16 protein-coding genes and 1 pseudogene are annotated in these 22,470 nt (G+C 68.1%); 1 reads left to right on the forward strand and 16 read right to left on the reverse strand.

The features are described from left to right. Positions 1-43: 43 nt before the first annotated feature. From AC1D1A_RS17545 to AC1D1A_RS17565, 5 genes are all read right to left on the reverse strand, one after another. Entirely contained in the window at positions 44-1,798 is a 1,755-nt protein-coding gene (locus AC1D1A_RS17545) for a gamma-glutamyltransferase family protein (RefSeq protein WP_476948368.1), read from the reverse strand. A gap of 106 nt (positions 1,799-1,904) precedes the next feature. Continuing rightward, positions 1,905-2,033 carry an MFS transporter small subunit gene (locus AC1D1A_RS17550; protein WP_263407449.1) on the reverse strand — a complete coding sequence of 43 codons (129 nt, stop codon included), beginning with the start codon at positions 2,031-2,033 and terminating at the stop codon, positions 1,905-1,907. 1 nt (position 2,034) lies between these two features. After that, a complete protein-coding gene (locus AC1D1A_RS17555) occupies positions 2,035-3,429 on the reverse strand; it encodes an OFA family MFS transporter (RefSeq protein WP_476948314.1) in 1,395 nt (464 codons plus the stop codon). Between the two features lie 200 nt (positions 3,430-3,629). Beyond that, on the reverse strand, positions 3,630-6,188 hold the full coding sequence (locus tag AC1D1A_RS17560; RefSeq protein WP_476948315.1) for a helix-hairpin-helix domain-containing protein: 2,559 nt from the start codon (positions 6,186-6,188) through the stop codon (positions 3,630-3,632). A 23-nt stretch (positions 6,189-6,211) separates the two neighbouring features. Next, on the reverse strand, positions 6,212-6,817 hold the full coding sequence (locus AC1D1A_RS17565; RefSeq protein WP_476948316.1) for an SOUL family heme-binding protein: 606 nt from the start codon (positions 6,815-6,817) through the stop codon (positions 6,212-6,214). Between the two features lie 139 nt (positions 6,818-6,956). Between AC1D1A_RS17565 and AC1D1A_RS17570 the strand changes: the two genes are divergently transcribed. After that, complete coding sequence (locus AC1D1A_RS17570) at positions 6,957-10,622, forward strand: TM0106 family RecB-like putative nuclease (RefSeq protein ID WP_476948317.1); 3,666 nt, start codon at positions 6,957-6,959, stop codon at positions 10,620-10,622. A 649-nt stretch (positions 10,623-11,271) separates the two neighbouring features. On the opposite strand, the gene AC1D1A_RS17575 is transcribed toward AC1D1A_RS17570, so the two are convergent. From AC1D1A_RS17575 to AC1D1A_RS17625, 11 genes and pseudogenes are all read right to left on the reverse strand, one after another. Then, the gene (locus AC1D1A_RS17575) at positions 11,272-12,099 is read right to left on the reverse strand and encodes a triose-phosphate isomerase family protein (RefSeq protein ID WP_476948318.1); all 828 of its coding nucleotides are present in this window, start codon (positions 12,097-12,099) and stop codon (positions 11,272-11,274) included. 71 nt (positions 12,100-12,170) lie between these two features. After that, the gene (locus AC1D1A_RS17580) at positions 12,171-13,520 is read right to left on the reverse strand and encodes an MFS transporter (protein ID WP_476948319.1); all 1,350 of its coding nucleotides are present in this window, start codon (positions 13,518-13,520) and stop codon (positions 12,171-12,173) included. A gap of 116 nt (positions 13,521-13,636) precedes the next feature. Then, positions 13,637-13,762, reverse strand: coding sequence for a hypothetical protein (locus tag AC1D1A_RS17585; RefSeq protein WP_018775883.1), 126 nt, complete (start codon positions 13,760-13,762; stop codon positions 13,637-13,639). Positions 13,763-13,774: 12 nt separating this feature from the next. After that, positions 13,775-14,542, reverse strand: a complete 768-nt coding sequence (locus AC1D1A_RS17590) for an SDR family NAD(P)-dependent oxidoreductase (protein WP_026539080.1) — start codon at positions 14,540-14,542, stop codon at positions 13,775-13,777. A gap of 36 nt (positions 14,543-14,578) precedes the next feature. Further along, positions 14,579-15,565 (reverse strand): 3-hydroxyacyl-CoA dehydrogenase family protein, encoded by a 987-nt coding sequence (locus AC1D1A_RS17595; protein WP_476851397.1) that lies wholly within the window; start codon positions 15,563-15,565, stop codon positions 14,579-14,581. Between the two features lie 2 nt (positions 15,566-15,567). After that, positions 15,568-16,050, reverse strand: coding sequence for a ribose-5-phosphate isomerase (locus tag AC1D1A_RS17600; RefSeq protein WP_018775886.1), 483 nt, complete (start codon positions 16,048-16,050; stop codon positions 15,568-15,570). Continuing rightward, complete coding sequence (gene dhaL / locus AC1D1A_RS17605; RefSeq protein WP_476948320.1) at positions 16,047-17,813, reverse strand: dihydroxyacetone kinase subunit DhaL; 1,767 nt, start codon at positions 17,811-17,813, stop codon at positions 16,047-16,049. The genes AC1D1A_RS17600 and dhaL overlap by 4 nt, the downstream gene beginning before the upstream one ends. 111 nt (positions 17,814-17,924) lie before the next feature. Then, entirely contained in the window at positions 17,925-18,929 is a 1,005-nt protein-coding gene (locus AC1D1A_RS17610; RefSeq protein ID WP_476948321.1) for a sugar phosphate isomerase/epimerase family protein, read from the reverse strand. 78 nt (positions 18,930-19,007) lie between these two features. Next, positions 19,008-20,116: pseudogene (locus AC1D1A_RS17615) on the reverse strand (2-hydroxyacid dehydrogenase). Beyond that, positions 20,113-21,453, reverse strand: a complete 1,341-nt coding sequence (locus AC1D1A_RS17620) for an MFS transporter (protein ID WP_476851393.1) — start codon at positions 21,451-21,453, stop codon at positions 20,113-20,115. The pseudogene AC1D1A_RS17615 and the gene AC1D1A_RS17620 overlap by 4 nt, the downstream one beginning before the upstream one ends. A gap of 170 nt (positions 21,454-21,623) precedes the next feature. Further along, entirely contained in the window at positions 21,624-22,334 is a 711-nt protein-coding gene (locus AC1D1A_RS17625) for a GntR family transcriptional regulator (RefSeq protein WP_476872093.1), read from the reverse strand. Positions 22,335-22,470 lie beyond the last annotated feature (136 nt).

Consider the following 22,470-nt stretch of genomic DNA (forward strand, 5'->3'; position numbering starts at 1 on the left):
GAAGCGAGCATTCCTCAGCTCCACCGCTACGCACCGCCAACCGCTACCGGCCCGCGGCGTACCCTTGCGCACCGCGCGGATTCGCGGCAGCCTGCAGGATCCCGGTCTCAGGATCCCGCACGACGGCGGACAACCGCCCCAGCGCCCAGTCACCAGCCCGGCTGACCACATGCCCGCGGCGTTCCAGCCCCGCGATGACGTCCTCACCGAGCCGGTCCTCGACGACGGCGCCGCCGGGCTCCCAGGTGCGCGGCCAGAAGGACCCGGGCACCGACGTCGTATGGAACGTCGGTGCGTCGATGGCCTGCTGCGGCGAATACCCGCCCACGATGGTCCGCAGCAGGTACGGCAGCTGCCACTGGTCCTGCTGGTCGCCGCCGGGCGACCCCAGCGCGGTCACGGCGTGGCCGTCCCGCAGCACGAGCGTGGGCGTCAAGGTGGTGCGCGGGCGTTTGCCGGGCGTCAGAGTGGACGGCGTGCCGGGCTCCAGCCAGGTCATCTGCAGCCGGGTGCCCAAACAGAAGCCCAGCTCCGGTATCGCCGGGGAGGACTGCAGCCAGCCGCCGGACGGCGTGGCGGAGACCATGTTGCCCCAGCGGTCCACGACGTCGATATGGCAGGTATCGCCGCGGGTCACCCCCGCGGGTGTCACGGTGGGCTCGCCGACGCCGAGTCCGGCCGCGGAGGCATGGCCCGCGAGCGCCGGCACCGTGTAATTGGTGCGCAGTGGCGGCCTGTACGGCGCCAGCCCGGGCACGGTGCCAGGCCGGAAGTCGTGGGAGGCCCGTTCCGTGATCAACGCCCGGCGGCCGGCACAGTAGTCCTCCGACAAGAGGTAATCGAGCGGCACGTCCGTGTCGCCGTAGTACGCTTCCCGGTCCGCGAGCGCGAGCTTCTGCGCTTCCAGTACGGTGTGCGCCCCGAGCTCGGTGGACGGATCAAGGAACCGGTCCTCGAAGCCGGACAGAATGGCCAGGGTCTGCAGCAGCGCCGGCCCCTGGCCCCACGGCCCGGTCTTGGCGATCGTGTGGCCCCGGAACTCCACGGTGGCGGCCGCCTCATACCCGGCCTCGAATCCCGCGAGATCGTCCAGGGCGAGCACTCCGCGGTGATCCGTGCCCGAGGAATGCCGGTGCGGGGACTGAACCGACGCCACCATGGCGCGGGCCACGAACCCCTCCCGCCACTCGCGGCGGGCCGCATCAATTCCCGCCTCGCGGGTGGATTCCCTAACTCCGGCCTGCACGAGCCGTTCCAGGGTGCGGGCATAGGCCGGGTTCCACACCAGCTCGCCCTCAACCGGGATTCGGCCGCCCGGCATCCACAGCTCAGCGGACGTGGGCCAGTGCGCCTCGAACAGCGCGGACACGGCCGCGATGGTGGTTCCGACCCGGCCGAGCATCGGGTGCCCGTCCCGCGCGTAGCCGATCGCGAAGTCCAGGACCGCGTCCAGCTCCCACGTCCCGTGGTCACGCAGCAGCAGGAGCCAGGCGTCGACGGCGGCAGGCACCGCGGCGGCCAGGGCACCCGATCCCGGAACGAGGTCCAGGCCTTCGGCCACGTAGTGCTGCACGGTGGCCCCGGCCGGCGCCGGGCCCTGCCCCATCAGGACTATGGGCTGCTCCGGCCGGTCCGCGGTGACGAAGATCCCGGTCATGTCTCCGCCGGGCCCGTTGAGGTGCGGTTCCACCACGTGGAGCACGAACGCTCCCGCCACCGCGGCATCGAAGGCGTTCCCGCCGCGCTCCAACACGGACTGGGCCGCCGCCGTCGCAAGCCAATGCGTGGACGCGCTCATCCCAAACGTGCCCTGCAGCGTGGGGCGGGTGGTGAACGCCTCCGGGCGTGTGAACGGCACACTCACCGCGCGCGAACTACCACCGAAGACTTCTGCCACCACGGTGTCAGCCAAACAGGGCCGCCACGCGGGTGAGGGTCTCATAGACGCCATACGCGAGCGGCACGCCGACAAGCCCCCAAGCGATGACCAACCTCCCGGTGGACGGTGTGACCGAACTCTGTGCAGTACTCATTTCAGCCCTCCAAGGCAGGTTCTTCGGCCCGGACGCGGCCAGGACGTGGTTCGTAGAATCGTGCGTCCACCGGCGTGACCAAGAGGTTCGCCACGAAACCGATCACCAGCAGCCCCACCATGGTCAGCAAGGCGGGCTGGTAGGACGCGGCGTTGAGCGCGCCGGGCTTGCCCTGCGCGTCCAGGAAAGCGTTGACGATCAGCGGCCCGGCGATGCCCGCCGCGGACCAGGCCGTCAGGAGCCGGCCGTGGATGGCTCCGACCTGGAACGTGCCGAAGAGGTCGCGCAGGTAGGCGGGGGCCGTCGCGAACCCGCCGCCGTAGAAGGAGATGATGACGAACGCGAGGGCCACGTAGAGGACGGTGGACGTAGAGCCGGCCAGCGCCAGCACGGTGTAGAGCACGGCGCCGACGCCGAGGTAGACCATGTAGATGCGCTTGCGGCCTGTGACATCGGAGGTGGCGGACCAGGCAAAGCGGCCGGACATGTTGCCGATCGAGAGCAGCCCCACGAAGCCCGCGGCCACTGCGGCGCTGGCCAGGGACGTGCCGTCGGGCTGGCGGAAGAAGTCCTGGATCATCGGAGCGGCCTGCTCAAGGATGCCGATCCCTGCCGTGACATTGCAGAACAGGGCGATCCAGACGAGCCAGAACTGCCTGGTCTTGACCGCGTTCCGGGCGGAGACGTTGTCCGTGGTGACCAGCGAGGCGGCCTTGACCTTTGCGGGGTCGAAACCTGCCGGTTTCCAGCCCTCGGCCGGAACTCTGATGGTGAACGCGCCGAACATCATGTAGGCCAGATAGACGACGGCGAGGGTCAGGAAGAGCTTGCCCACCGACTCACCACTGGCCACCCAGCCCTTGGCCCCGGAGTTGGGATCGTACATTTTCAGCAGGGCCGTGGAGACCGGGCTGGCGATCAGGGCGCCGCCGCCGAACCCCATGATCGCCATGCCCGTGGCCAGTCCGGGCCGGTCCGGGAACCATTTGATCAGGGTGGAGACCGGGGAGATGTAACCGATCCCCAGTCCGATGCCGCCGACGACGCCGTAGCCGAGGTAGACGAGCCAGAGCTGGTGGCTGAAGATGCCCAGGGAGCCGATCAGGAAGCCGCTCGCCCAGAACGCGGCGGAGGTGAACATCGCCTTGCGGGGCCCGTTCCTGTCCACCCAGGTGCCCATGATGGCGGCCGAGAGGCCCAGCATCACGATCGCAACGGAGAAGATCACGCCGATCTCGGTCAGGCTCGCGCCGAAGTGCTTCACCAGCGCGGTCTTGTAGACGCTCGTCGCGTAGGCCTGGCCGATGCACAGGTGCACCGCGAGGGCTGCCGGGGGGACGAGCCACCGGTTAAATCCCGGCGGGGCGATGGTTCGTTCGCGGTCCAGCCAACCCATAAGTACTCCCCCTGCTCGTCAACGGACATCGGTGTCCAGCACATTGCGGAAACGGCCCTCTGCCAGGGCCTCTGACCGAGCTTCCGGTAGAGGGCCGTTGCCTCCGGCAATCATGGTGCAGATCGTCAGCAAACGTACTAGTTATGCGCCAAGCGGTAGGGAATCCGCGACGAACGGTGGTGCGGCAGCCGCACCGGGCGCTACTTGCCCAGGCCGGCCTTCCGGAGTGCCTCGGCCATCGCGGTGTTGACCGGCGACGGCGTGGGGGCCGGCTTCTGCGGTTGCCTGCCCGGCGTCCGGCGGTCGGCTGCCGGTTTCCCGGACGGCTGCCTTCCGGACGGTTGATTCGACGGCTGGGTCGACGACTGGGTCGACTGCGCCTGCGCCGCCGGCTGCCGCGGACGTTCCGGCCGCGAGTCCGCACGACCGCCGGCCGGGCGATCTCCGGCACTGCGGCCGCCCGCCGCACGACCGCCGGAGGCCGGTTCGTCGTCGAGCCTGAGGGTGAGCGAGATGCGCTTCCGCTCCGGATCCGCCTCCAGCACCTTGACCCGGACCACCTGCCCGGACTTCACCACCTCACGGGGATCGGAGACAAAGCGGTTGGCCAGGGCCGAGACATGCACAAGCCCGTCCTGGTGCACCCCGACGTCGACGAACGCGCCGAACGCGGCCACGTTGGTCACCGTTCCCTCCAGCACCATGCCGGGCCTGAGGTCCGAGATCTTCTCGATGCCTTCAGAAAACGCTGCCGCCGCGAAGGCCGGACGCGGGTCACGGCCGGGCTTCTCGAGCTCGGCGATGATGTCCTGCACGGTGGGCAGGCCGAAGGAGCCGTCCACGAAGTCCTGCGGGTTCAGCGCCGCAAAGCTTCCCGCAGCGGGCGCTTTACCGGCGGCCGCCTTGATTTTCCGGGCCACGGGGTAGGCCTCCGGGTGCACGCTGGAGGCGTCCAGCGGCTCCGCTCCCCCGGTGATCCGCAGGAAGCCGGCGCACTGCTCAAACGCCTTGGCGCCCAGCCGCGGGACCTTCTTCAGCTCGCTGCGCTTGGCGAAGGGCCCGTGCTCGTTCCGGTACGCCACAATGTTCTCGCTCAGCAGCGGCCCGACCCCGGCCACCCGGCTCAACAGTGCGGGCGAGGCGGTGTTGACGTCCACGCCCACCGCGTTCACGCAGTCCTCGACCACCGCGTCCAGGCTGCGGTCCAGCTTCGCGGCCGTGACGTCGTGCTGGTACTGCCCGACGCCGATCGACTTCGGCTCAATCTTCACCAGCTCCGCGAGCGGGTCCTGCAGCCGCCGGGCGATCGAGACGGCGCCGCGCAGGGACACATCCATGCCGGGCAGCTCCGCCGCGGCGAGCGCCGAGGCCGAATACACCGACGCCCCGGCCTCGGACACCACAATTTTCTGCGGCTTGTTTTCCGGCCCGGAGGAGAGCTGCTTGAGCAGTTCGGCGGCTAGCTTGTCCGTCTCCCTCGACGCGGTGCCGTTGCCGATCGCGACGAGTTCGACCCCGTGCTTCGTGGCGAGGCCCACGAGGGTCCGCAGCGCCTCGTCCCATTTCCGGGCCGGGGCGTGCGGGTAGACGGTGTCCGTCGCGACCACCTTGCCGGTGCCATCCACCACGGCGACCTTGACGCCGGTGCGCAGTCCCGGGTCCAGGCCCAGGGTGGCGCGGTTCCCGGCCGGCGCGGCGAGCAGCACATCGCGCAGGTTCGCGGCGAACACACGCACGGCCTCGTCCTCGGCGGCGGCGAACATCCGGCTGCGCAGGTCTGCCGTCAGCCGCGCCAGGACGCGCGAGCGCCAGGCCAGCTGGGCGGTCTGCAGCAGCCAGGCATCGGCGGGCCGGCCGCGGTCGGCAACCCCGAGGAACCTGGCCACGGCAGCCTCGTACCGGCCGCGGGCGGCGGTGAGGGCGGCGTCGTCGTTCGGATCAGCCTCGGCGAGGTCCAGCTCCAGCGCGCCGTCCTTTTCTCCGCGCAGCAGCGCCAGGACACGGTGCGAGGGCATTCCGGCCGGCTGCTGGGAGAACTCGAAGTAGTCCTTGAATTTCTGGCCTTCGGCTTCCTTGCCTTTCTTCACCCGGGACACCATCCGGCCCTGGGTCCACAGCCGTTCCCGGAGCGTGGCGGCCAGGTCGGCGTCCTGCGCTACGCGTTCCACCAGGATGGAGCGGGCACCGGCGAGCGCCGCGGCCGCGTCCCCGATCGAGTGTTCGGCGTTGAGGTACTTGGCCGCCTCGCTCTCCGGGTCCAGTTCGGGGCGCTTGAGCAGGGCGTCGGCGAGCGGCTCCAGCCCGGCTTCGCGGGCGATCTGCGCCTTGGTGCGCCGCTTGGTTTTGAACGGGAGGTAGATGTCCTCCAGCCGCGACTTAGTGTCCGCGCCGACGACGGCGGCCTGCAGTTCCGGGGTCAGCGCGCCCTGGGCGGCAATCGCCTCGAGGATACTCCGGCGGCGGTCCTCGAGCTCGCGCAGGTAGCGCAGCCGCTCCTCCAGCTCGCGGAGCTGGGTATCGTCCAGGGTGCCGGTCGCTTCCTTCCGGTAGCGGGCGATGAAGGGCACGGTGGACCCGGCATCGAGCAGATCCACGGCGGCCTTGACCTGCCACGGCAGGACGCCGAGCTCGCCGGCGATCTGGGCGGCGATGCCGGACTCCTGGGTGTGCGGCGTGCCGGTCTGTGGTGAGCCGGTCTTCGCGGACGGGCCGGGGGCGGGCGAGGCGGGTGAGGCGGGGCGCTGCGGGTGTTGGGTCACCAAACCATTTTGCCTTACCCCGGTCAGCGGCCGGGCTCGCCCGGAGGAGTCAAGGGCTCCTGCACGTCCTGAACAACCTCGTTGCGGCGCAGGAACCACGGCTTGAACGGCGGATCAAAACGGGCGAATCGTGGCGGCCCCACAGCCTTCAGCCCGGCTAGCTTCAGTGCCTCCTGGAGGCCATCGTTTCGCCGTACAAAGGCCGCCTCCGACCCGCTGCCGGAGAACCGAAGGGCGGCTGCCAGGGAACCTGGCTGGGCCCGGACTCTAACGTCTGGGTTCGCCGGGACCGGCGCCGTCTCCGCCGTCACCCCAGCGGGGAGCACAAAGGCCACGATGAAATCAGCGGGCTCTGCACTTCCCGGCAGCGGGCCGCTTTGCAGAACCGGCGCGGTCATCGCCAGCTTTTGCGACGGCCCGGGCCCCTGGATCACCGGGGCCGTCATCGCCAGCTTCCGTTGCGCCGTGTTGCTGCCGCTGATGTAGTTGAACAGGTGCCGGAAGGCAGCATTCCCGGCGCGGTCGAAGGTCGCTTTGACCTCTATTTCCGCCACAGCGTACGCGGGATAGCGGCGCAGCTCGAAGTGCGCGTAGCGCTGGACCAGCTCATACGGTTGCTGTTCGGTCATAGTCCTCAGACCCTACGCCGGTCCTGCGACAGGAACCAGAGGACATTGCCTGGTTCCGGTCCCGTGTTTGACTGTCAGAGGGCTTTGATAGCTTGAATAGCGGAGGCACCAACAACGGGGCACCAGCAACGGGGGCACAGTGTTTTTTCTTGAACCTGAGGTACCGGGCTCATCACCGGATCTGGTCTACTCCGCGAGCGACCTCGTGGTGGCAGCGAGTTGCGAGTATCAGCTGCTGCGCAAACTCGACGAGAAGCTGGGCCGGTCCCCCAGGGCTACCTTCGAAGACGACGAGATGCTCAAGCATGCAGCGGTGTTGGGTGACCTCCACGAGCGCAAGGTCCTCGGCGGTTTCGTGGCGAAGTTTGGCGACTGGGATCCGGCCACCGGGCACGGCGTGTACGACGTCGTCCCGGCCGAGGCCATGGACCGCGCCACGCTGGCGGCCAAGCACGCCGAGTCCATTGGGGCGCTGCGCGCGGGAGCCGACGTCGTCTTCCAGGCCGCCTTCTTCGACGGCCAGTTCCACGGCCGCTCCGACTTCCTCGTGCGGCAGTCCGACGGCAGCTACGCCGTGTTCGACACCAAGCTCGCCCGCCACGCAAAGGTGACGGCTCTGCTCCAGCTGGCCGCCTACGGCGACCAGCTGCTGAAGGCCGGGATCCCGGTGGACCCGGCGGTGACACTCGTCCTTGGCTCGACGGTGCAGCTGCCCGGTGGCGGATTCGACTACGTGCGAAGCCACCACAAACTCTCCGAGATCCTGCCGGTTTTCCGCGAGCGCCGCGAGCGTTTCCTCGCGCTGACCGCCGCGCACATCGCACAGCCGGGAACAGTGGGCTGGGGCGCGCCCGGGCTCACCGCCTGTGGCCGCTGCGATTACTGCCAGGAGCAAGTCAAAGCCACCGACGATCTCCTCCTCGTGGCCCGGATGAACTCCGTGCAGCGCAAGAACCTCCACGAACGTGGGATTAGTTCAGTCACTGACCTGGCGCAAGCGACCCTCACCAAGCCCACACCTACGCTCCTGCGCCTGCAGGAACAGGCGCGGATGCAGAGCGGCGTTGGCCCTGCCGACGGCGAAGTCTGCTACCGCAAGGACGGCGAAGAGCACACCATCCGCTACGGCGTCCTGCCCGGGAACACCTTGGCCGAGCTGCCCCCACCGAGCCGGGGCGATATTTTCTTCGACTTCGAAGGCGATCCGCTGTGGCAGGACCGCGCCACGGGAGTGTGGGGGCTCGAGTACCTGTTCGGCGTGATTGAGGCGCCCACCGAGCCCGGCAGTCCGGGGATTTTCCGACCATTCTGGGCCCACAGCCGGGAGGCGGAGAAGCAGGCGTTCCTCGATTTCCTTGACTATGTCGAGAAACGCCGGCGGGACCACCCGGACATGCACGTCTACCACTACGCACCGTATGAAAAAACGGCGCTTCGAAAACTCTCGGTGATGCACGTTGCCGGGGAGGACATCGTGGACGAGTGGCTCCGCGAAGGCCTGCTGGTGGACCTGTACCAAACGGTCCGGAACAGCATCAGGATCTCCGAGAACTCCTACAGCATCAAGAAGCTCGAGCCGCTCTACATGGGGGCGAACCTTCGAACTGGCGAAGTGAAGGATGCCGGCGCCTCCGTGATTGCCTATGCACGGTTCTGCGACGCGAGGGACAATGAGCGGCCCGACGAGGCGGCCAAAATCCTCGCCGGGATCTCCGACTACAACGAATACGACTGCCTCTCCACGCTGGAGCTCCGGAACTGGCTGCTCGGGCTGGCCAAGGAACGCCGGCTGGAGCAGCACGGCGCGGAGGCGGGCGCGGCGTCCGGTGCGGAGGCGGGCTTAGCGTCCGGTGCGGAGGCGGGCTTAGCGTCCGGTGCGGAGGCGGGCTTAGAGGACGGCCCCGACGACGACGGCTCGGCACGAGCCGATGCCGCGCTGGCCCCGGCTGAGCTGGCACTGATGGAATTTGCTGAGCCGGGCAGCGGCTTGTCCGAGGACGACGGTAAGGCCGTCGCCATGCTGGCCGCGGCCGTGAGCTACCACCGCCGGGAGCGCAAGTCGTTCTGGTGGTCGCACTTCGACCGGTGTGAGCACGGTCCGGACACGCACGAACGGGACCGGAACGTTTTCCTCGTCGAATCCGCGGAACTCCTCGACGACTGGCAACAGACGGGGACCAAACTTCCGGAGCGGCGGGTCAAGCTGACCGGCTCCGTGAGTCCCGGGTCGGACCTCCGCGAGGGCAGCAAGTGGTTCCGCATGTACGAGCTGCCTCTTCCCGCCGGGCTGGAGGGTACCGGCAAGAACGGAACCGGGCGGAGCGGATGGTTCGGCACGGAGGTCCTGGAGCTGGGGCGTGAGGACGGCAAGGACACCGTCATCATCCGGGACCGGCTGCACCGGAAGATACCGCCCTACAATGACCTCCCCATTGCGCTGACGGAAGACCAGCCCCTCGCGACCAAGAGCCTCGAGCAAGCACTGGCAGCCCTCGCTGACACGGTGGTCGCCGGCCTGGGGTCCGGTTCCCTCCCCCGCCATCCTGCGCTTGACCTCGTCCGGCGTCAGCCGCCGAGGCTGGCCGCCGGAGCTTCACTGCCGCAGCCTGGTGCCGGACCGGACCGCTTCATTGAAGCCATCACGGCGGCCGTGCTGGCCCTTGACCACTCCTACCTGGCGGTGCAGGGTCCGCCCGGAACGGGCAAGACCCATGTGGGGTCCCACGTCATCGCCCGGCTCGTGGCCCGCGGCTGGAAAGTCGGCGTCGTCGGCCAGTCGCATGCGGTGGTGGAGAACCTGTTGAAGACCGCTGTCACGAAGGCCGGGGTCGAACCGGCGCGGGTGGCCAAAGACGTGAAGCACAACGACGCCCTGCCGTGGGCCCGGCGCACCGGCAAGGACGTTGCGGAGCTGTTGGGTGCGCCTGGAGGCGCCCTCGTCGGTGGCACGGCGTGGACCATGACCGGCGCCACCGTCCCGGCCGGCTCCCTGGACCTCCTGGTGATTGACGAGGCCGGCCAGTTCTCGCTGGCCAACACCCTTGCCGTGGCCCAGGCCAGCAGCCGGCTGCTCTTGCTCGGCGACCCGCAGCAGCTGCCGCAGGTCAGCCAGGGCAGGCACCCCGAGCCGGTCGACGACTCTGCCCTGGGCTGGATTTCCGCAGGCCACGCCACGTTGCCGCCCGAGCGTGGCTACTTCTTGGCCGACTCGTGGCGGATGAACTCAGAGCTGTGCCTGGCCGTCTCGGAGTTGTCCTACGAAGGCCGGTTACGTTCCGCCCCGCCCGCGGATCTGCGCCGTCTGGAGGGTGTGCCCGCGGGGATTGAGACGGTGATGGTGCCGCACAGCGGGAACACGACGTCGTCGGCCGAGGAGGCTGCCGAGGTCGTCGGGCAGGTGCGCCGCCATTTGGGCCTTTCCTGGCACACCGCAGACGGAGCCCGGCCATTGGAGGCGGCCGACATTCTGGTGGTGGCTGCCTACAACGCGCAGGTCAACGTCATCCGCGATGCCCTGGACGCCGCGAATCTCGCCGGCGTGCGGGTGGGGACCGTGGATAAGTTCCAGGGCCAGGAGGCCGCGGTCGTGATTGTGTCCATGGCATGTTCTGCGGTGGCCGAGGCTCCGCGGGGCATGGAGTTCCTGCTCTCGCGGAACCGGATCAATGTGGCGGTGTCCCGCGGCCAATGGCGTGCCGTGATCGTCCGCGCGCCCGAACTGACCAACTACCTCCCCGCCCACCCCGAGGGTCTGGAGCAGCTGGGCGGCTTCATCGGCCTGTGCCAGAGGTCAGTCCGCGCCTAGCTGTCTTTGCCGCACCCTCCGACGAGGGACATGCCCATTCTTCGATGGCCTCAGCCTGGGACATGCCCATTCTTGCCCCCGACCAAGGACATCTAGGCATCATGCCCGTCGCACGCGGCCAAGGCCGGACATGTCCACTCTTCGCTGCCCACCCAACGGAACATGCCCATTCCTCGGTGGCCACAGCATGGGACATGCCCATTCTTGCCCCCGACCAAGGACATCTAGGCATCATGCCCGTCGCACGCGGCCAAGGCCGGACATGTCCACTCTTCGCTGCCCACCCAACGGAACATGCCCATTCCTCGGTGGCCACAGCATGGGACATGCTCATTCTTGCCCTCGACCAAGGGACATCTAGGCATCATGCCCATCGCACGCGGCCAAGGCCGGACATGTCCACTCTTCACTGCCCACTCCACGGAACATGCCCATTCTTCGATGGCCACAGCATGGGACATGCTCATTCTTGCCTTCGACCAAGGGACATCTAGACATCATGCCCGTCGCACGCGGCCAAGGCCGGACATGTCCACTCTTCGCCACCCACCCAACGGAACATGTCCATTCCTCGCCAGCCACCCCACGGGACATGCTCATTCTTGCCCTCGACCAAGGGACATCTAGGCATCATGCCCATCGCACGCGGTCAGGGCTGGACATGTCCCACGGGGGTTGGTTCCGGTGCAGTGAAGCCCTCGGCCAGCAGGAGTGCCTCATCCAGCACGGCGCCGAAATTCACGGGGTCGTGTGCAAACCGGCCCAGGAACAGGCCCGAGAGACCCTCAAGCGTGGGCAGCAGTCCGGGCTTCGCCGATCCGCCGTAAATGACCGGCAACCCTGGCACGCCGGCGGCGGTGAGCTGGTCCCGGAGCCGGCGGACGACGTCGGACACGTACGCGGCGGCGGCCGGCTCGGCCGCGCCGATGGCCCAGACCGGTTCGTAGGCCACCACCAGGCGGCCGGCGAGGTCCCAGTCGCCGTCGACAGCCGACTCGATCTGGCGGAACACAAAGTCCGCCGCGGCCGCCGGCTGCCCGCCGTCGCGCTCCCCCACGCACAGCAGCGGGGTGAGCCCGGCGTCGTCCGCGGCCCGGACCTTGAGGGCCACCATGGCGTCGTCCTCGCCGAAGTGCTGCCGGCGTTCGGCATGGCCGATCTCCACGAGCCGGACGCCGAGTTCCGCGAGCATGGACGGGGCTACTTCCCCGGTCCAGGGCCCGTCCGCCCAGCCGCAGTTCTGCGCACCGAGCAGCAGCGGCGAACCCGCCAGGAGCCGGGCCGCCGCGGGCAGGACGGGGAAGGACGGGATGACAAACGGGACAACCCGCCCGGCCGCGAGGGCCGGGCGGGTGTCCACTTCGTGCTGCAGCCGCTCGAGCCAGTCCAGGCTGTCCCGGTAGCCGAGGTACATCTTCGTGCTGACCCCCACCAGGATGCGGGTGTTGGAGGTCTGGCTGCCGGGGCGCTGCTGCATGTGTTGGTGCTTTCTGCTGGATCCAGTGGATGGGCGCTGGACGTCGCGCTGGAAGTGAGGCCGGGGGGCCTTTACTGCTCCAGCAGCTCGTCGGCCTTGTTCTTGAAGCGGCGGGTCGCGAACATCATGGCCGCTGCCAGGAACGGGAGCACGCCGAGGGCGTAGACGCCCATTGTCCCGGTGTCCGAGGCGGTCATCTGGTTGACCGAGGTGCGCAGGATCGGCGCGACGAAGCCGCCGAGGTTTCCGAGCGAGTTGATCAGGCCGATCCCCGCGGCCGCGGCGGTTCCGGTGAGGAACGCCGTCGGGTAGGACCACGCGATGGGGCCGATGGAGAGGAACGAGCACACGGCGAGGGTGATGAAGATGATGCCGAGCGCCGGAATGTGGTTGGCGCCGGCCCACGCGGAGCCGAAGATGCAGAGTCCGGTGGAGATGAACAGCCCGGTGCCCCAGACCCGGCGGCGGATCACGGTGTTCGCGGCCTTGCCGATGAAGTAGCAGGCGAAGATTCCGAAGAACCACGGGATGGCTGCCATCAGGCCGACGGCGATGCCCACCTTCTGGCCGGTCAGCTGGGCGACCTGCTGCGGCAGGTAGAACGTGACGCCGTAGACGGCGATCTGCAGGCAGAAGTAGATGACGGTGAAGTACCAGACCTTGCCGTTCTTCATGGCCGCCAGGACGCCGCGCGGCCCGGACTCTTCCTTGACGGTGTCCTCGAGCGCCATGACCTCCAGGAGCGCGTTCTTCTCGTCCTTGTCCAGGAACTTGGCGTCCTGCGGGCTGTTGATCAGGAAGAAGTACGCGGCGACGCCGGCGACGACCGCCAGCATTCCCTCGACGAAGAACATGACCTGCCAGCCCTGGACGCCGGGGACCTGGTCGCCGATGTTGATCAGCCAGCCGGAGAGCGGGGCGCCCAGCATCTGGGAGAACGGCTGGGCCAGGTAGAAGATGGCGAACATTTTGACGCGGACCTTGTTGGGGAACCACGCGGCCAGGAACATGATGACGCCGGGGAACAGCCCGGCTTCGGTGACACCCAGCAGGAACCGCAGGATGATGAAGGACGTCTCACCCTGCACGAACGCGAAGCAGGCCGAGACGATGCCCCACGTGATGGCGATGCGGGCCAGCCATACCTTGGCGCCGAATTTGGTCAGGAGCAGGTTGCTCGGGATCTCGAACAGGGCGTAGCCGATGAAGAAGATCCCGGCGCCCAGGGCGAAGGCGCCGGCGCTAATGCCCTTGTCCACGCCCAGGGCAGCTTCGGAGAAGCCGACGTTGGTGCGGTCCAGGAAGGCGACCACATACAGGATCACCAGCATGGGCATGAGCCGGCGGGAGGCCTTGGAGATGGCCGATTTTAGGACCGGTGTCTCCAGTAGGTCCCGGGTGGACGTTGTTGTTACGGTCATCAAAAAACTCCTCGTCGAGCAATCAGTGGTGTAACTCAGGGGGGTGAATCAGTTGCATGAAAGTGGCCGGATGAGGCCAGTCCAAAACGAGCCAGGCCGGCTCCGGCTGGAGAAAACTAGCGCGAAAAAACCATCATCAGGACGCCGGCCACGCAGGCCAGGATCCCGACGGCGAGGTAGATCTTCCGTCCTTTGCTCCAGGCTGCGAATCCGGACGCGGGGGTTTGGCTGTGTTGTGCCACGAGGCTTCTTCCTTAGTGCATGTAGAGTCCGCCATCCACATTCAGCGTCTGGCCGGAGATGTAGCCGGCGTCCTCGCTGATGAGGAAGGCGATGGCTGCTGCGATGTCCCGGGTGGAGCCGACCCGGTTGACCACGAGGTCTTTGGTGAGTTCGTCCTTGCGTTCCTCGCTGAGGGTGCCGCCCATGATGTCGGTGTCGATGGGCCCGGGTGAGATGGCGTTGACCGTGATGTCGTATTCGCCCAGTTCACGGGCCGTGGCCCGGGTCAGGCCGATCACGCCGGCTTTCGCCACGGAGTACGGCGTCTTGGAGAAGGTGCCGCCGCCACGCTGCGCGGAGACAGAGGAGATGTTCACGATGCGCCCGATCCTGTTCTTCACCATGGATTCCGCGACGCGGCGGGTGGCGTAGTGGACGCCGTTGAGGTTGATGTTCAGCACCCGGTCCCATTCGGCGGCGTCGAGTTCCAGGTAGGGCACCGGAGAGCTGACGCCGGCCACGTTGGCGAGCGCAACGATCTGCGGCAGTTCCGCCTCGATGGCGTCGATTGCCGCGCGGACCGAGCCTTCGTCGGAAACGTTGGCGCCGGCGCCGAAGGCCTTGACGCCGTGCTCGGCTGCCAGTTCCTTGGCCGCCGCCTTGCAGAGTGCGTCATCGAGGTCGATGATGCCGATGTTCCAGCCCTGTGCGGCCAGGTAGCTGGCGGTGGCGCGGCCGATGCCGCGCTCGGACACGGCGCCGGTGATGATGGCGGTGCGTTCTGTTGGGAAAGTGCTCATGGGAAGGCTCCTGAAGTGAAAGAGGAAGATGCGGAATCAGCTGATGGGGGCGGGGCCGAGCTCGTCGATGAGCTTCTGCATGGCCACGTACGCCTTGTTCCGGTAGGCGATCAGTTCCGGCGTGCGCTCCGCCGGGACGTTCAGGAAGCCCGCGCCGGTCTTGGTGCCCAGCTTTCCGGCCTCCACCAGGTCGGTGAGGATCTTCGGCGTCGCGAACCGTTCCGGGAAATCGGTCTGGAGGGACTTGTAGCAGAAGTTGTAGACGTCCAGCCCGGCCATGTCGGCTATGGCGAAGGGCCCGAAGAACGGCAGCCGGAAGCCGAAGGTGGTGCGGACCAGGGTGTCGACGTCCTCCGCGGTCGCGATCTCCTGCTCCACCAGCTGGGCGGCCTCGTGGAACAGCGCGTACTGGAGCCGGTTGAGCACGAAGCCGGTGACGTCCTTGACGACGGCGGTCTGCTTGTTGGCCGCGTGCACGAGGTCGCGGACGGTGCCGACCGTCGCGGCCGAGGTGCCGGCATGGGGGATGATTTCCACGCCCGGGATGAACGGGGACGGGTTGGAGAAGTGCACGCCCAGGAAGCGTTCCGGGTTGGTGACCGGCTCGGACAGGTCCGCGATGGAAATCGTGGACGTGTTGGACCCGATGATGGCGTCCGGGCGGGCGGCCGCGCTGATGCGGGCGAGAGTCTGGTGCTTGATCTCGATGACCTCGGGGACGGCTTCTTCGATGAAGTCGGCGTCCGCCACGGCCTCCTCGATGTCCTTGGCGGGCCAGAGGTTTTCCTTCAGGATTGCGGTGGCGCCTTCCGGGAAGAGCCCGGCGGCAACGAATTCGTCGGATTCGGCCAGGAGCCGCTCGTAATTCTTCTGGGCCACTTCCGCGGACACATCCGCGAGCGCCACCCGGGCGCCACCGAGTGCCAGGACCTGTGCGATCCCGCCACCCATGTAGCCGGAGCCGACGACGGCGATCTTGCGGGCGGCGTTGATGGCGGCTGCGGTTGCTGTTGATTCGGTCATGTTCAGACTGCCTTCGTGTATTCGGGTTCGTACGAGCAGATGGCGTCCACCTTCGCGGCGGAGGAGGAGTTTTCGTCGAAGCGGTGGCTCAGCCATTCGCCCACGAGCTTCTTGGCCAGTTCCAGCCCGATGACGCGCTGCCCCAGCGTGAGCACCTGGGCGTTGTTGCTCAGGACGGACCGCTCCACGGAGTAGCTGTCGTGGGCCGTGACGGCGCGGATGCCGGGGACCTTGTTGGCCGCGATCGCCACGCCCAGGCCGGTGCCGCAGATCAGCAGCGCCCGGTCGGCGTCGCCGTCGGCGATCTTGCGGGCCGCGTCGACGGCGACGTGCGGATAGGCGGTGGAGTCATTGGCGCCGACTCCCACGTCCTGCACGGACGCCACGCGGGGGTCGGCTTCCAGGAGCGCCTTCAGCGCGTTCTTGTATTCGACGCCGGCCTCATCGTTGCCGATGACCACCCGCCAGCCTGTTGCTGTGCTCATGCTTGTGCTCCTTGTTCCGCCGGCTCGGGGGTGCCGGGCCGGGATCCTGTGTCTGTGGTGTGGGTGGATATCCGGGTCGCGATGAGGGCGAAGGACACCGCTCCGGGGTCGGGGTGGCCGAGGCTCTTCTCGGCGAGCGGGCGGGCCCGGCCTTTGAGCGGACGCAGCCCGGCGGTCCGCTCTGCGGCGGCTGTGGCGGCGGCCGCCGCCGCCGCGAGGGAACCGGCCACTGGTGTGCCGGCGTCGAACGCGGTGAGGAACGCGTCCTGGAACGGCAAGAGTGCGTCCACCATGGTCTTGTCCCCCGGCTCGGCCTTGCCGAGCGCGGTGATCGCATCCACGAAGGCCGTGACCGCGGCGGCCGCGTCCTCGCCGCTGTAGCTGTCCTGGTTGCCCAGGGCCTGTCCGGCGGCGATGATCGCCGAGCCCCAGAGCGCACCCGAGGTGCCGCCGGCGCGTTCGCTCCAGGCCTCCCCCGCAGCGGTCAGGACCCGCGACGGCGAGGCGCCGCCGTCGTTCGAGGCAGCCTGTTCGGCCGCGGCGACCGCCGCGTCCACGCCGCGGCGCATGCCGATCCCGTGGTCGCCGTCGCCGGCGACGGCGTCCAGACGGCCCAGTTCTTCCTCATGCTCGACCACCACGTCCCGCGCCTGGCCGAGGAAGTCGGCGGCCAGCCGGCCGAGGGCTGCCGCCGCGGCGGTGGGCCGTTCGACGTCGGCGGTCTCTTCGGCGTCCGGACCGGCGAGTTCGCGGCGGGCACGGGGTGCCAGGTTTCCCTTGCGGAACGCCGGGGTGTCGGCCGGGGCGGCCCAGTACTGCTCGAGTTCCTCGTCCAGCCACAGCAGGGTCAGGGACAGCCCGGACATGTCCAGGCTCGTGACGAGCTCGCCGCATTCGGGTTCGACGACGGTGAGCCCGGCCGCGGTGAGGAGTTTCTCGATCTTGCCGAACAGCAGGAAGAGTTCGTCGTACTTGACCGTGCCAAGGCCGTTGACGATTGCGACCACGCGGGTGCCGGCGTCGTCCGGTTTGTCGGCCAGGAGCCGGCTGACCAGGAGTTCGGCCAGTTCGGAGGCGGTGGGCATGGGGTGGTCGGAGATGCCCGGTTCGCCGTGGATGCCCAGGCCCAGGGACATGTGCCCCGCGGGGACAGAGAACAGCGGGGCCTCCGCGCCGGGCAGCGTGCAGCCGTCGAAGGCCACGCCGAGGGACCGGGTGCGGTAGTTGGTCCGGATGGCCAGCCGTTCGACGTCGTCCAGGCTCAGTCCCGCCTCTGCGGCGGCGCCGGCGATCTTGAAGACCGTCAGGTCCCCGGCGATGCCGCGGCGCTTCTCGATCTGCTCCAGCGGGGCGCTGGCGATGTCGTCGGTGACCAGGACAGTGCGGGTTTCGATGCCTTCGGCGTTGAGGCGCAGCTGGGCCTGGCCGAAGTGCAGGACGTCGCCGGCATAGTTGCCGTAGCTCAGCAGCACGCCGCCGCCGGCGTTGGCTGCCTTGGCCACGCGGTAGACCTGGCCGGCCGCGGGCGAGGCGAACATGTTGCCGCAGGCCGAGGCGGTGGCCAGGCCGGGCCCGACGAGGCCGGCGAAGGCCGGGTAGTGCCCGGAGCCGCCGCCGACCACCAGGGCCACCTGCCCGGAGGGGACTTCGGTGGAGCGGACGACGCCGCCGTCGACTCGGGCCACGTAGCCGCGGTTGGCCGCAACGAAGCCGTCCAGTGCCTCATCCGCGAAATCAGCGGGATTGTCGAAGATCTGGGTCATGGTTCCTCATTGAATCCGTGTTGGAGAACTAATGCTGTGGGTAGAGGTGGGTGGTGCGGCCGCCCCCCAAGTGGCTTGACGGCCGCACCACGCGCCGGTGTCGGCGCCCGTTCAGGCGCTGGCGAGTACCGTGGCTGCCGGCAGCTGTCGGCCCTGGGCCACCTGGCTCCTGCCGAGGGCGTAGCCGTCGGTCTTCGGCAGGACCTGGCGGCGGAGGTAGTCCTGGTTGCTGGCCGTGACGCTGAGGCCGTCGCCGCCGTAGTGCTCGGTGCACAGGATGCCCTGGAAGCCGACGGAGAGCGCGGTCTTGAACGCCTCGCGGTAGTTGATGAGGCCGCTTTCCATCGGGGCCGGCATCGCCACGTAGGTGTCCCGGGCGACGTCCTCGTCGCGGATGTAGTTCTTCATGTGCCAGTAGTTGGAGTACGGGAGAGTCTTGGCGACCATCTCGCGCCAGTCCTCGATCGGGCGGTGCAGCCGGATGAGGTTGCCGATGTCCGGGTTGATGCCGACGTTGGCCAGGCCGATGTCCTGGACCAGCTGAACGGAGGAATCCGCGGTGCCGAGGTACGTGTCCTCGTACATTTCGAGCGAGAGCAGGACGCCGACCTCGGCCGCGTGCTGGCCGAGTTCGCGCAGGCGGCTCACAGCCTTGCCCCACGTTTCCTTGTCCCCTACCGGGTCCTTGTACCCTTCGACGGTCCAGAACCAGAGCTGCTTCTGCTGCTCGGCGGTGATGGCCTGGTGCAGTCCGAACGAGACGACCTCGCAGCCCAGCTCGGCGGCGGCGTCGATGGTGCGGTGGCTGTACGCCAGGTTGGCTTCCCAGTTGCCTTCCTCGATCACGCTGCGGCGGATGGCCGAGATGACGGGGATGCCGATGCCGACGTTGTCCGCGGTCTGCTTGAACTCGGCAAGCCGCGGAGAGCTCAGGTCGCCGGGGCGGACCCAGCTGTCCGTGAGGTCGGCATTGGCAAAGCCGGCGTCCTTGACCTCACTGAGGACCTCGGCCCAGGCGGAGGCGTCGGCGTCGTTGATGTGGCTGCCCTGCGCGTCGGCCCCCGGGAACTGCAGGAGCGCTGCGGTGATGGGCCAGTTTTCGGCTGTATAGGCCATGGGTTCACTCCTTCGTGGAATCCTGTTTCCTATAGGATTTACTATCTATGGGGATGTTGTCAAGGTCACACCCCCGGGTTACGGGCGCTTCGCGGCGAAGGCCGCGGTCGCGAAGACCTCCGGATTCAGGACGTTGGCAGGGCGCTCCCCTGCCGCGACCGCCAGGATTGACCCAATGGCGCTGGCAGCGACGTCCCGCGTGAAGTCCTCGGTCCAGCACAGGGAATGCGGGGAAAGCACCACGTTGTCCAAGGTCAGGAGCTCGTCGTCGGGAAGCAGGGGTTCCGGCTCAAAGACGTCCAGGCCGGCACCGGCGATCCGGGCGTCCCGCAGGGCGTCCCGGAGGGCATCCGTGTCCACGAGCTTTCCGCGGCCGATATTGATCAAGTAGGCGCTTGGCTTCATCCGCGCAACGCGGCCGCGCCGATCAATTTTTCGGTCGCCGGTGTCAGCGCGGCGCAGAGCACAACGTAATCCGAGCGCTCCAGGAGCTCGTTCAGGCCCAGCAGCTCAACGCCGAGTCCGGCGGCCTCCGCGTGGCGGCCGCTGCGGTTGTTGCCCACGACCTTCACCCCGAGCGGGGCCAGGAGGCGGGCGAGCTCAGCGCCCACGCTGCCGAAGCCCACGATGCCGACCGTCTGGCCCACCAGCGGCGCGCCGCGGTAATGCTCGCGCTGCGCCCAGTCAGAGGTCCGGGTCAGCCTGTCCTTGGCCAGGAGCTTGTGCGAGAGCGCCAGGAGCAGCGTCAGTCCCGCCACCGCCAACGGCCGCCGGATGGCATCCGGGGTGTTGGTGACAACGATGCCGGCGCGGGTGCAGGCGTCCAAGTCGATGGTTTCGTAGCCGGCCCCGAACCGGGCAATCAGCCTCAGGTCCGGGGCGTGGTCCACGGTGCGTGAATCGAAGGCGATGTGCCCCAGGGACAGCACGGCCCGGACCCCGGCGAGGTCGGCCAGCGGAACCGGGTCTGTGTAACTGGGCAGGACGCTCCAGCTGATGCCATGCTCGCTGAGCCGCTGCAGCCCCAGATCCCCGTGAATGGAGCTTCCGTCCGGCCGCGCGGCGTCGGCCGTGACGGCCACGGTGAACGGCGAGCGGGCGGTGCCCGCAGAGGTGGTTCCCGCCGCCGGGGCGGCCGCCGTGGGGGCGACCGCCGTCGTCGTCAATGCATTTGTTGCTGTGCTCATGCGTCGGTTCGGCTTTCTGTCTGCGTTGCTGCGGCCTTGTCCTTGATGGGTTCGCGGACCAGCACGGTGTATGCCACTGCGGCCAGGGCGGCGATGACGCCGCCGATCACGAACGACGGCGCGTAGGAGCCGGTGGCATCGGCGATCACACCGGTCAGCAGAGGGGCAAAGGCGCCGCCGAAGTAGCCGCCGAAGTTCTGGATGGCACCGACGGAGGCAACCTGTGAGTTGTCCACGATGTCGCCGGGCATGGCCCACGCGGCCGCCTGCATGGTGGCGACGAAGCCCAGTGCCACGGTCATGACAGCGATGGCGAGCGGGAGGGAATCTACGAACGGGATGAGGCAGATCAAGATGCCGGCGGCAATCGCTGCAATGGACATCACGTGGCGCTTGGCCAGCAACGGATCGCGGCCGGCCTTCTTCGCGTAGCGCGTCATGACCCAGCCGCCGGTGATGCCGAGGATGGCTGCGCCGAGGTACGGAACAGCCGCAAGCCAGCCGGAGCTGGCGATGCTGGCACCGCGTTCTTCCTGCAGGTAGAGCGGCAGGAAGACGATGAAGATGTTCCAGATCCAGATGACGCAGAAGAATCCGGCCATCATGCCCCAGATTTGGCGGTGCTTAAAGAGTCCGAGCCACGATACCTTCTTGGCAGTCAGGAGCTGGGTGGTGCGCTGGCTTTCAATGTAATCCAGTTCCTTCGCGCTGATGCGCTTGTGCTCTTCGGGAGCGCGGTAGTAAAGGAAGAAGGCCAATGCCAGCACGATGCCTGCGACGCCGAGGAAGAGGAAGATGGCCTGCCAGCCGAACGCGAGCATGATGGCGGTCAGGACGGGCGGCGCGATGGCGGGTCCCCACTTGGAACCGCTGTCCCAGATGGCGGTGGCCTGTCCGCGCTCGGCCCGGGGGAACCAGTCAGCGGTGAGCTTTGCCGACGCCGGCCCGTTGGGGGCCTCGGTGATGCCGAGCAGGACGCGGAAGGTGACGAATTGCCACATCTTGGTGCCGACGGCCATCAGCGCGGTTGCGATGCTCCAGCCCGCGATTGCGAGGAAGTACATCCGTCGGGCGCCCAGCTTGTCCACGAGCCAGCCAGCGGGCAGCTGGGCAAAAGCGTAGGTCCAGGAGAACACGGTGCCCAGGAGGCCAATGTCCGTCCGGGTCATGCCGAAGTCTTTGATCAGTTGCGGCGCGGCGATGGAGATTGCACTGCGGTCCATGTAGTTGATGATGCCGGCGGCCAGCGCCCAGCCGAGAATCCACCACCGCAGATTCTTGATGGTGCGGCGTGTTGCGGACTCCTTGGGCCCTGCGGCCAAAGTTTCTGTTTGCACTCTTCACTCCCTTGTGACTCCCCATGCCGGCACCGTAGCCGTCACAATCGAAGATCCTATAGGGTCTTCGATCAGCTGTGAAGGGGGTCACAAAAAGAGGGCTCAGAAGCCGGGCGCGGCGCGCTGTTACGCGGTGTTGGGCCCGCGTGCGTCAGCCTGGGAAGTGAGCCTCATTCCGCGGGAGCGTCCGCGATGGCGCGGCCGCGCACCTTTTGCACGTGCTCGGCCATGGCGGCTGCGGCCTTCTCCGGATCGCCCGTCGCCAAGGCATCCAGGACGGCCTGATGTTCGGCGATCGCGTGGTCGGCGTCGGTGATCCCCACTCCCCCGAACAGGCGGAAGCGCTGAATCTGTCCGCCGAGGGCGGCGTAGGCGGCCACCATGAACTGGTTGCCCGTCTGCTCCGCGATCAGCCGGTGGAACCGCTCGTCGGCCTCGAGGTAGCCGCGGAACTCGGCGAAGGAAGGCCCGCGCGGCGCGTCCTTGAGATCGGCGACTGCCCGTTCCAGTTCGGCCAGGTGGCCGGGCGTCAGCCGTGCACACGCCAGGCGGGCGTTCACGGGCTCGATCGCGAGCCGGGCTTCCATGAGCTCGGCGAAGTCTTCCCGGGTGAACACCGGAGCAACCCGGTAGCCCTTGAGGGCCACGCGGCGCACCATCCCGGTGTGTTCCAGCCTGGCGAGCGCCTCCCGCACGGGGGTGGGCGAGACGTCGAGTTCACGGGCGGTCCCGTCGATGCTGACCGCGGTTCCGGGTTCCAGCCGGCCATCCATCAGCGACGCCAGAAGTTCTTCATAAACGTGGTCCGCCAGGACCTGCCGGCTGACTGCGCGGCCGGCGGGGCGCCCCTCAGAATGGCTGCCGGTGGAAGCTAATTGCATCTTCAGATCCTATAGGACTAGGCACGGCGAGGCCCCCTCCGGGACATGCCCATTTGCCGCCCCCACCGCTGGACATGCACCTCGCTCCGCACCATGGGCCCACGGGGGACAGGCCCAATCCCGGCGCCAGCCACGG

This window comes from Arthrobacter sp. P1_B9, assembly GCF_056406495.1.

Excerpts from the sequence above, each read along its gene's own strand:
- AC1D1A_RS17595 (WP_476851397.1), bottom strand. The coding sequence starts at position 15,565 with ATGACCGAATCAACAGCAACCGCAGCCGCCATCAACGCCGCCCGCAAG.
- AC1D1A_RS17610 (WP_476948321.1), bottom strand. The coding sequence starts at position 18,929 with ATGGCCTATACAGCCGAAAACTGGCCCATCACCGCAGCGCTCCTGCAG.
- AC1D1A_RS17625 (WP_476872093.1), bottom strand. The coding sequence starts at position 22,334 with ATGCAATTAGCTTCCACCGGCAGCCATTCTGAGGGGCGCCCCGCCGGC.
- AC1D1A_RS17590 (WP_026539080.1), bottom strand. The coding sequence starts at position 14,542 with ATGAGCACTTTCCCAACAGAACGCACCGCCATCATCACCGGCGCCGTG.
- AC1D1A_RS17550 (WP_263407449.1), bottom strand. The coding sequence starts at position 2,033 with ATGAGTACTGCACAGAGTTCGGTCACACCGTCCACCGGGAGGTTGGTC.
- AC1D1A_RS17565 (WP_476948316.1), bottom strand. The coding sequence starts at position 6,817 with ATGACCGAACAGCAACCGTATGAGCTGGTCCAGCGCTACGCGCACTTC.
- AC1D1A_RS17580 (WP_476948319.1), bottom strand. The coding sequence starts at position 13,520 with ATGACCGTAACAACAACGTCCACCCGGGACCTACTGGAGACACCGGTC.
- dhaL (WP_476948320.1), bottom strand. The coding sequence starts at position 17,813 with ATGACCCAGATCTTCGACAATCCCGCTGATTTCGCGGATGAGGCACTG.
- AC1D1A_RS17545 (WP_476948368.1), bottom strand. The coding sequence starts at position 1,798 with ATGAGCGCGTCCACGCATTGGCTTGCGACGGCGGCGGCCCAGTCCGTG.
- AC1D1A_RS17555 (WP_476948314.1), bottom strand. The coding sequence starts at position 3,429 with ATGGGTTGGCTGGACCGCGAACGAACCATCGCCCCGCCGGGATTTAAC.
- AC1D1A_RS17600 (WP_018775886.1), bottom strand. The coding sequence starts at position 16,050 with ATGAGCACAGCAACAGGCTGGCGGGTGGTCATCGGCAACGATGAGGCC.
- AC1D1A_RS17575 (WP_476948318.1), bottom strand. The coding sequence starts at position 12,099 with ATGCAGCAGCGCCCCGGCAGCCAGACCTCCAACACCCGCATCCTGGTG.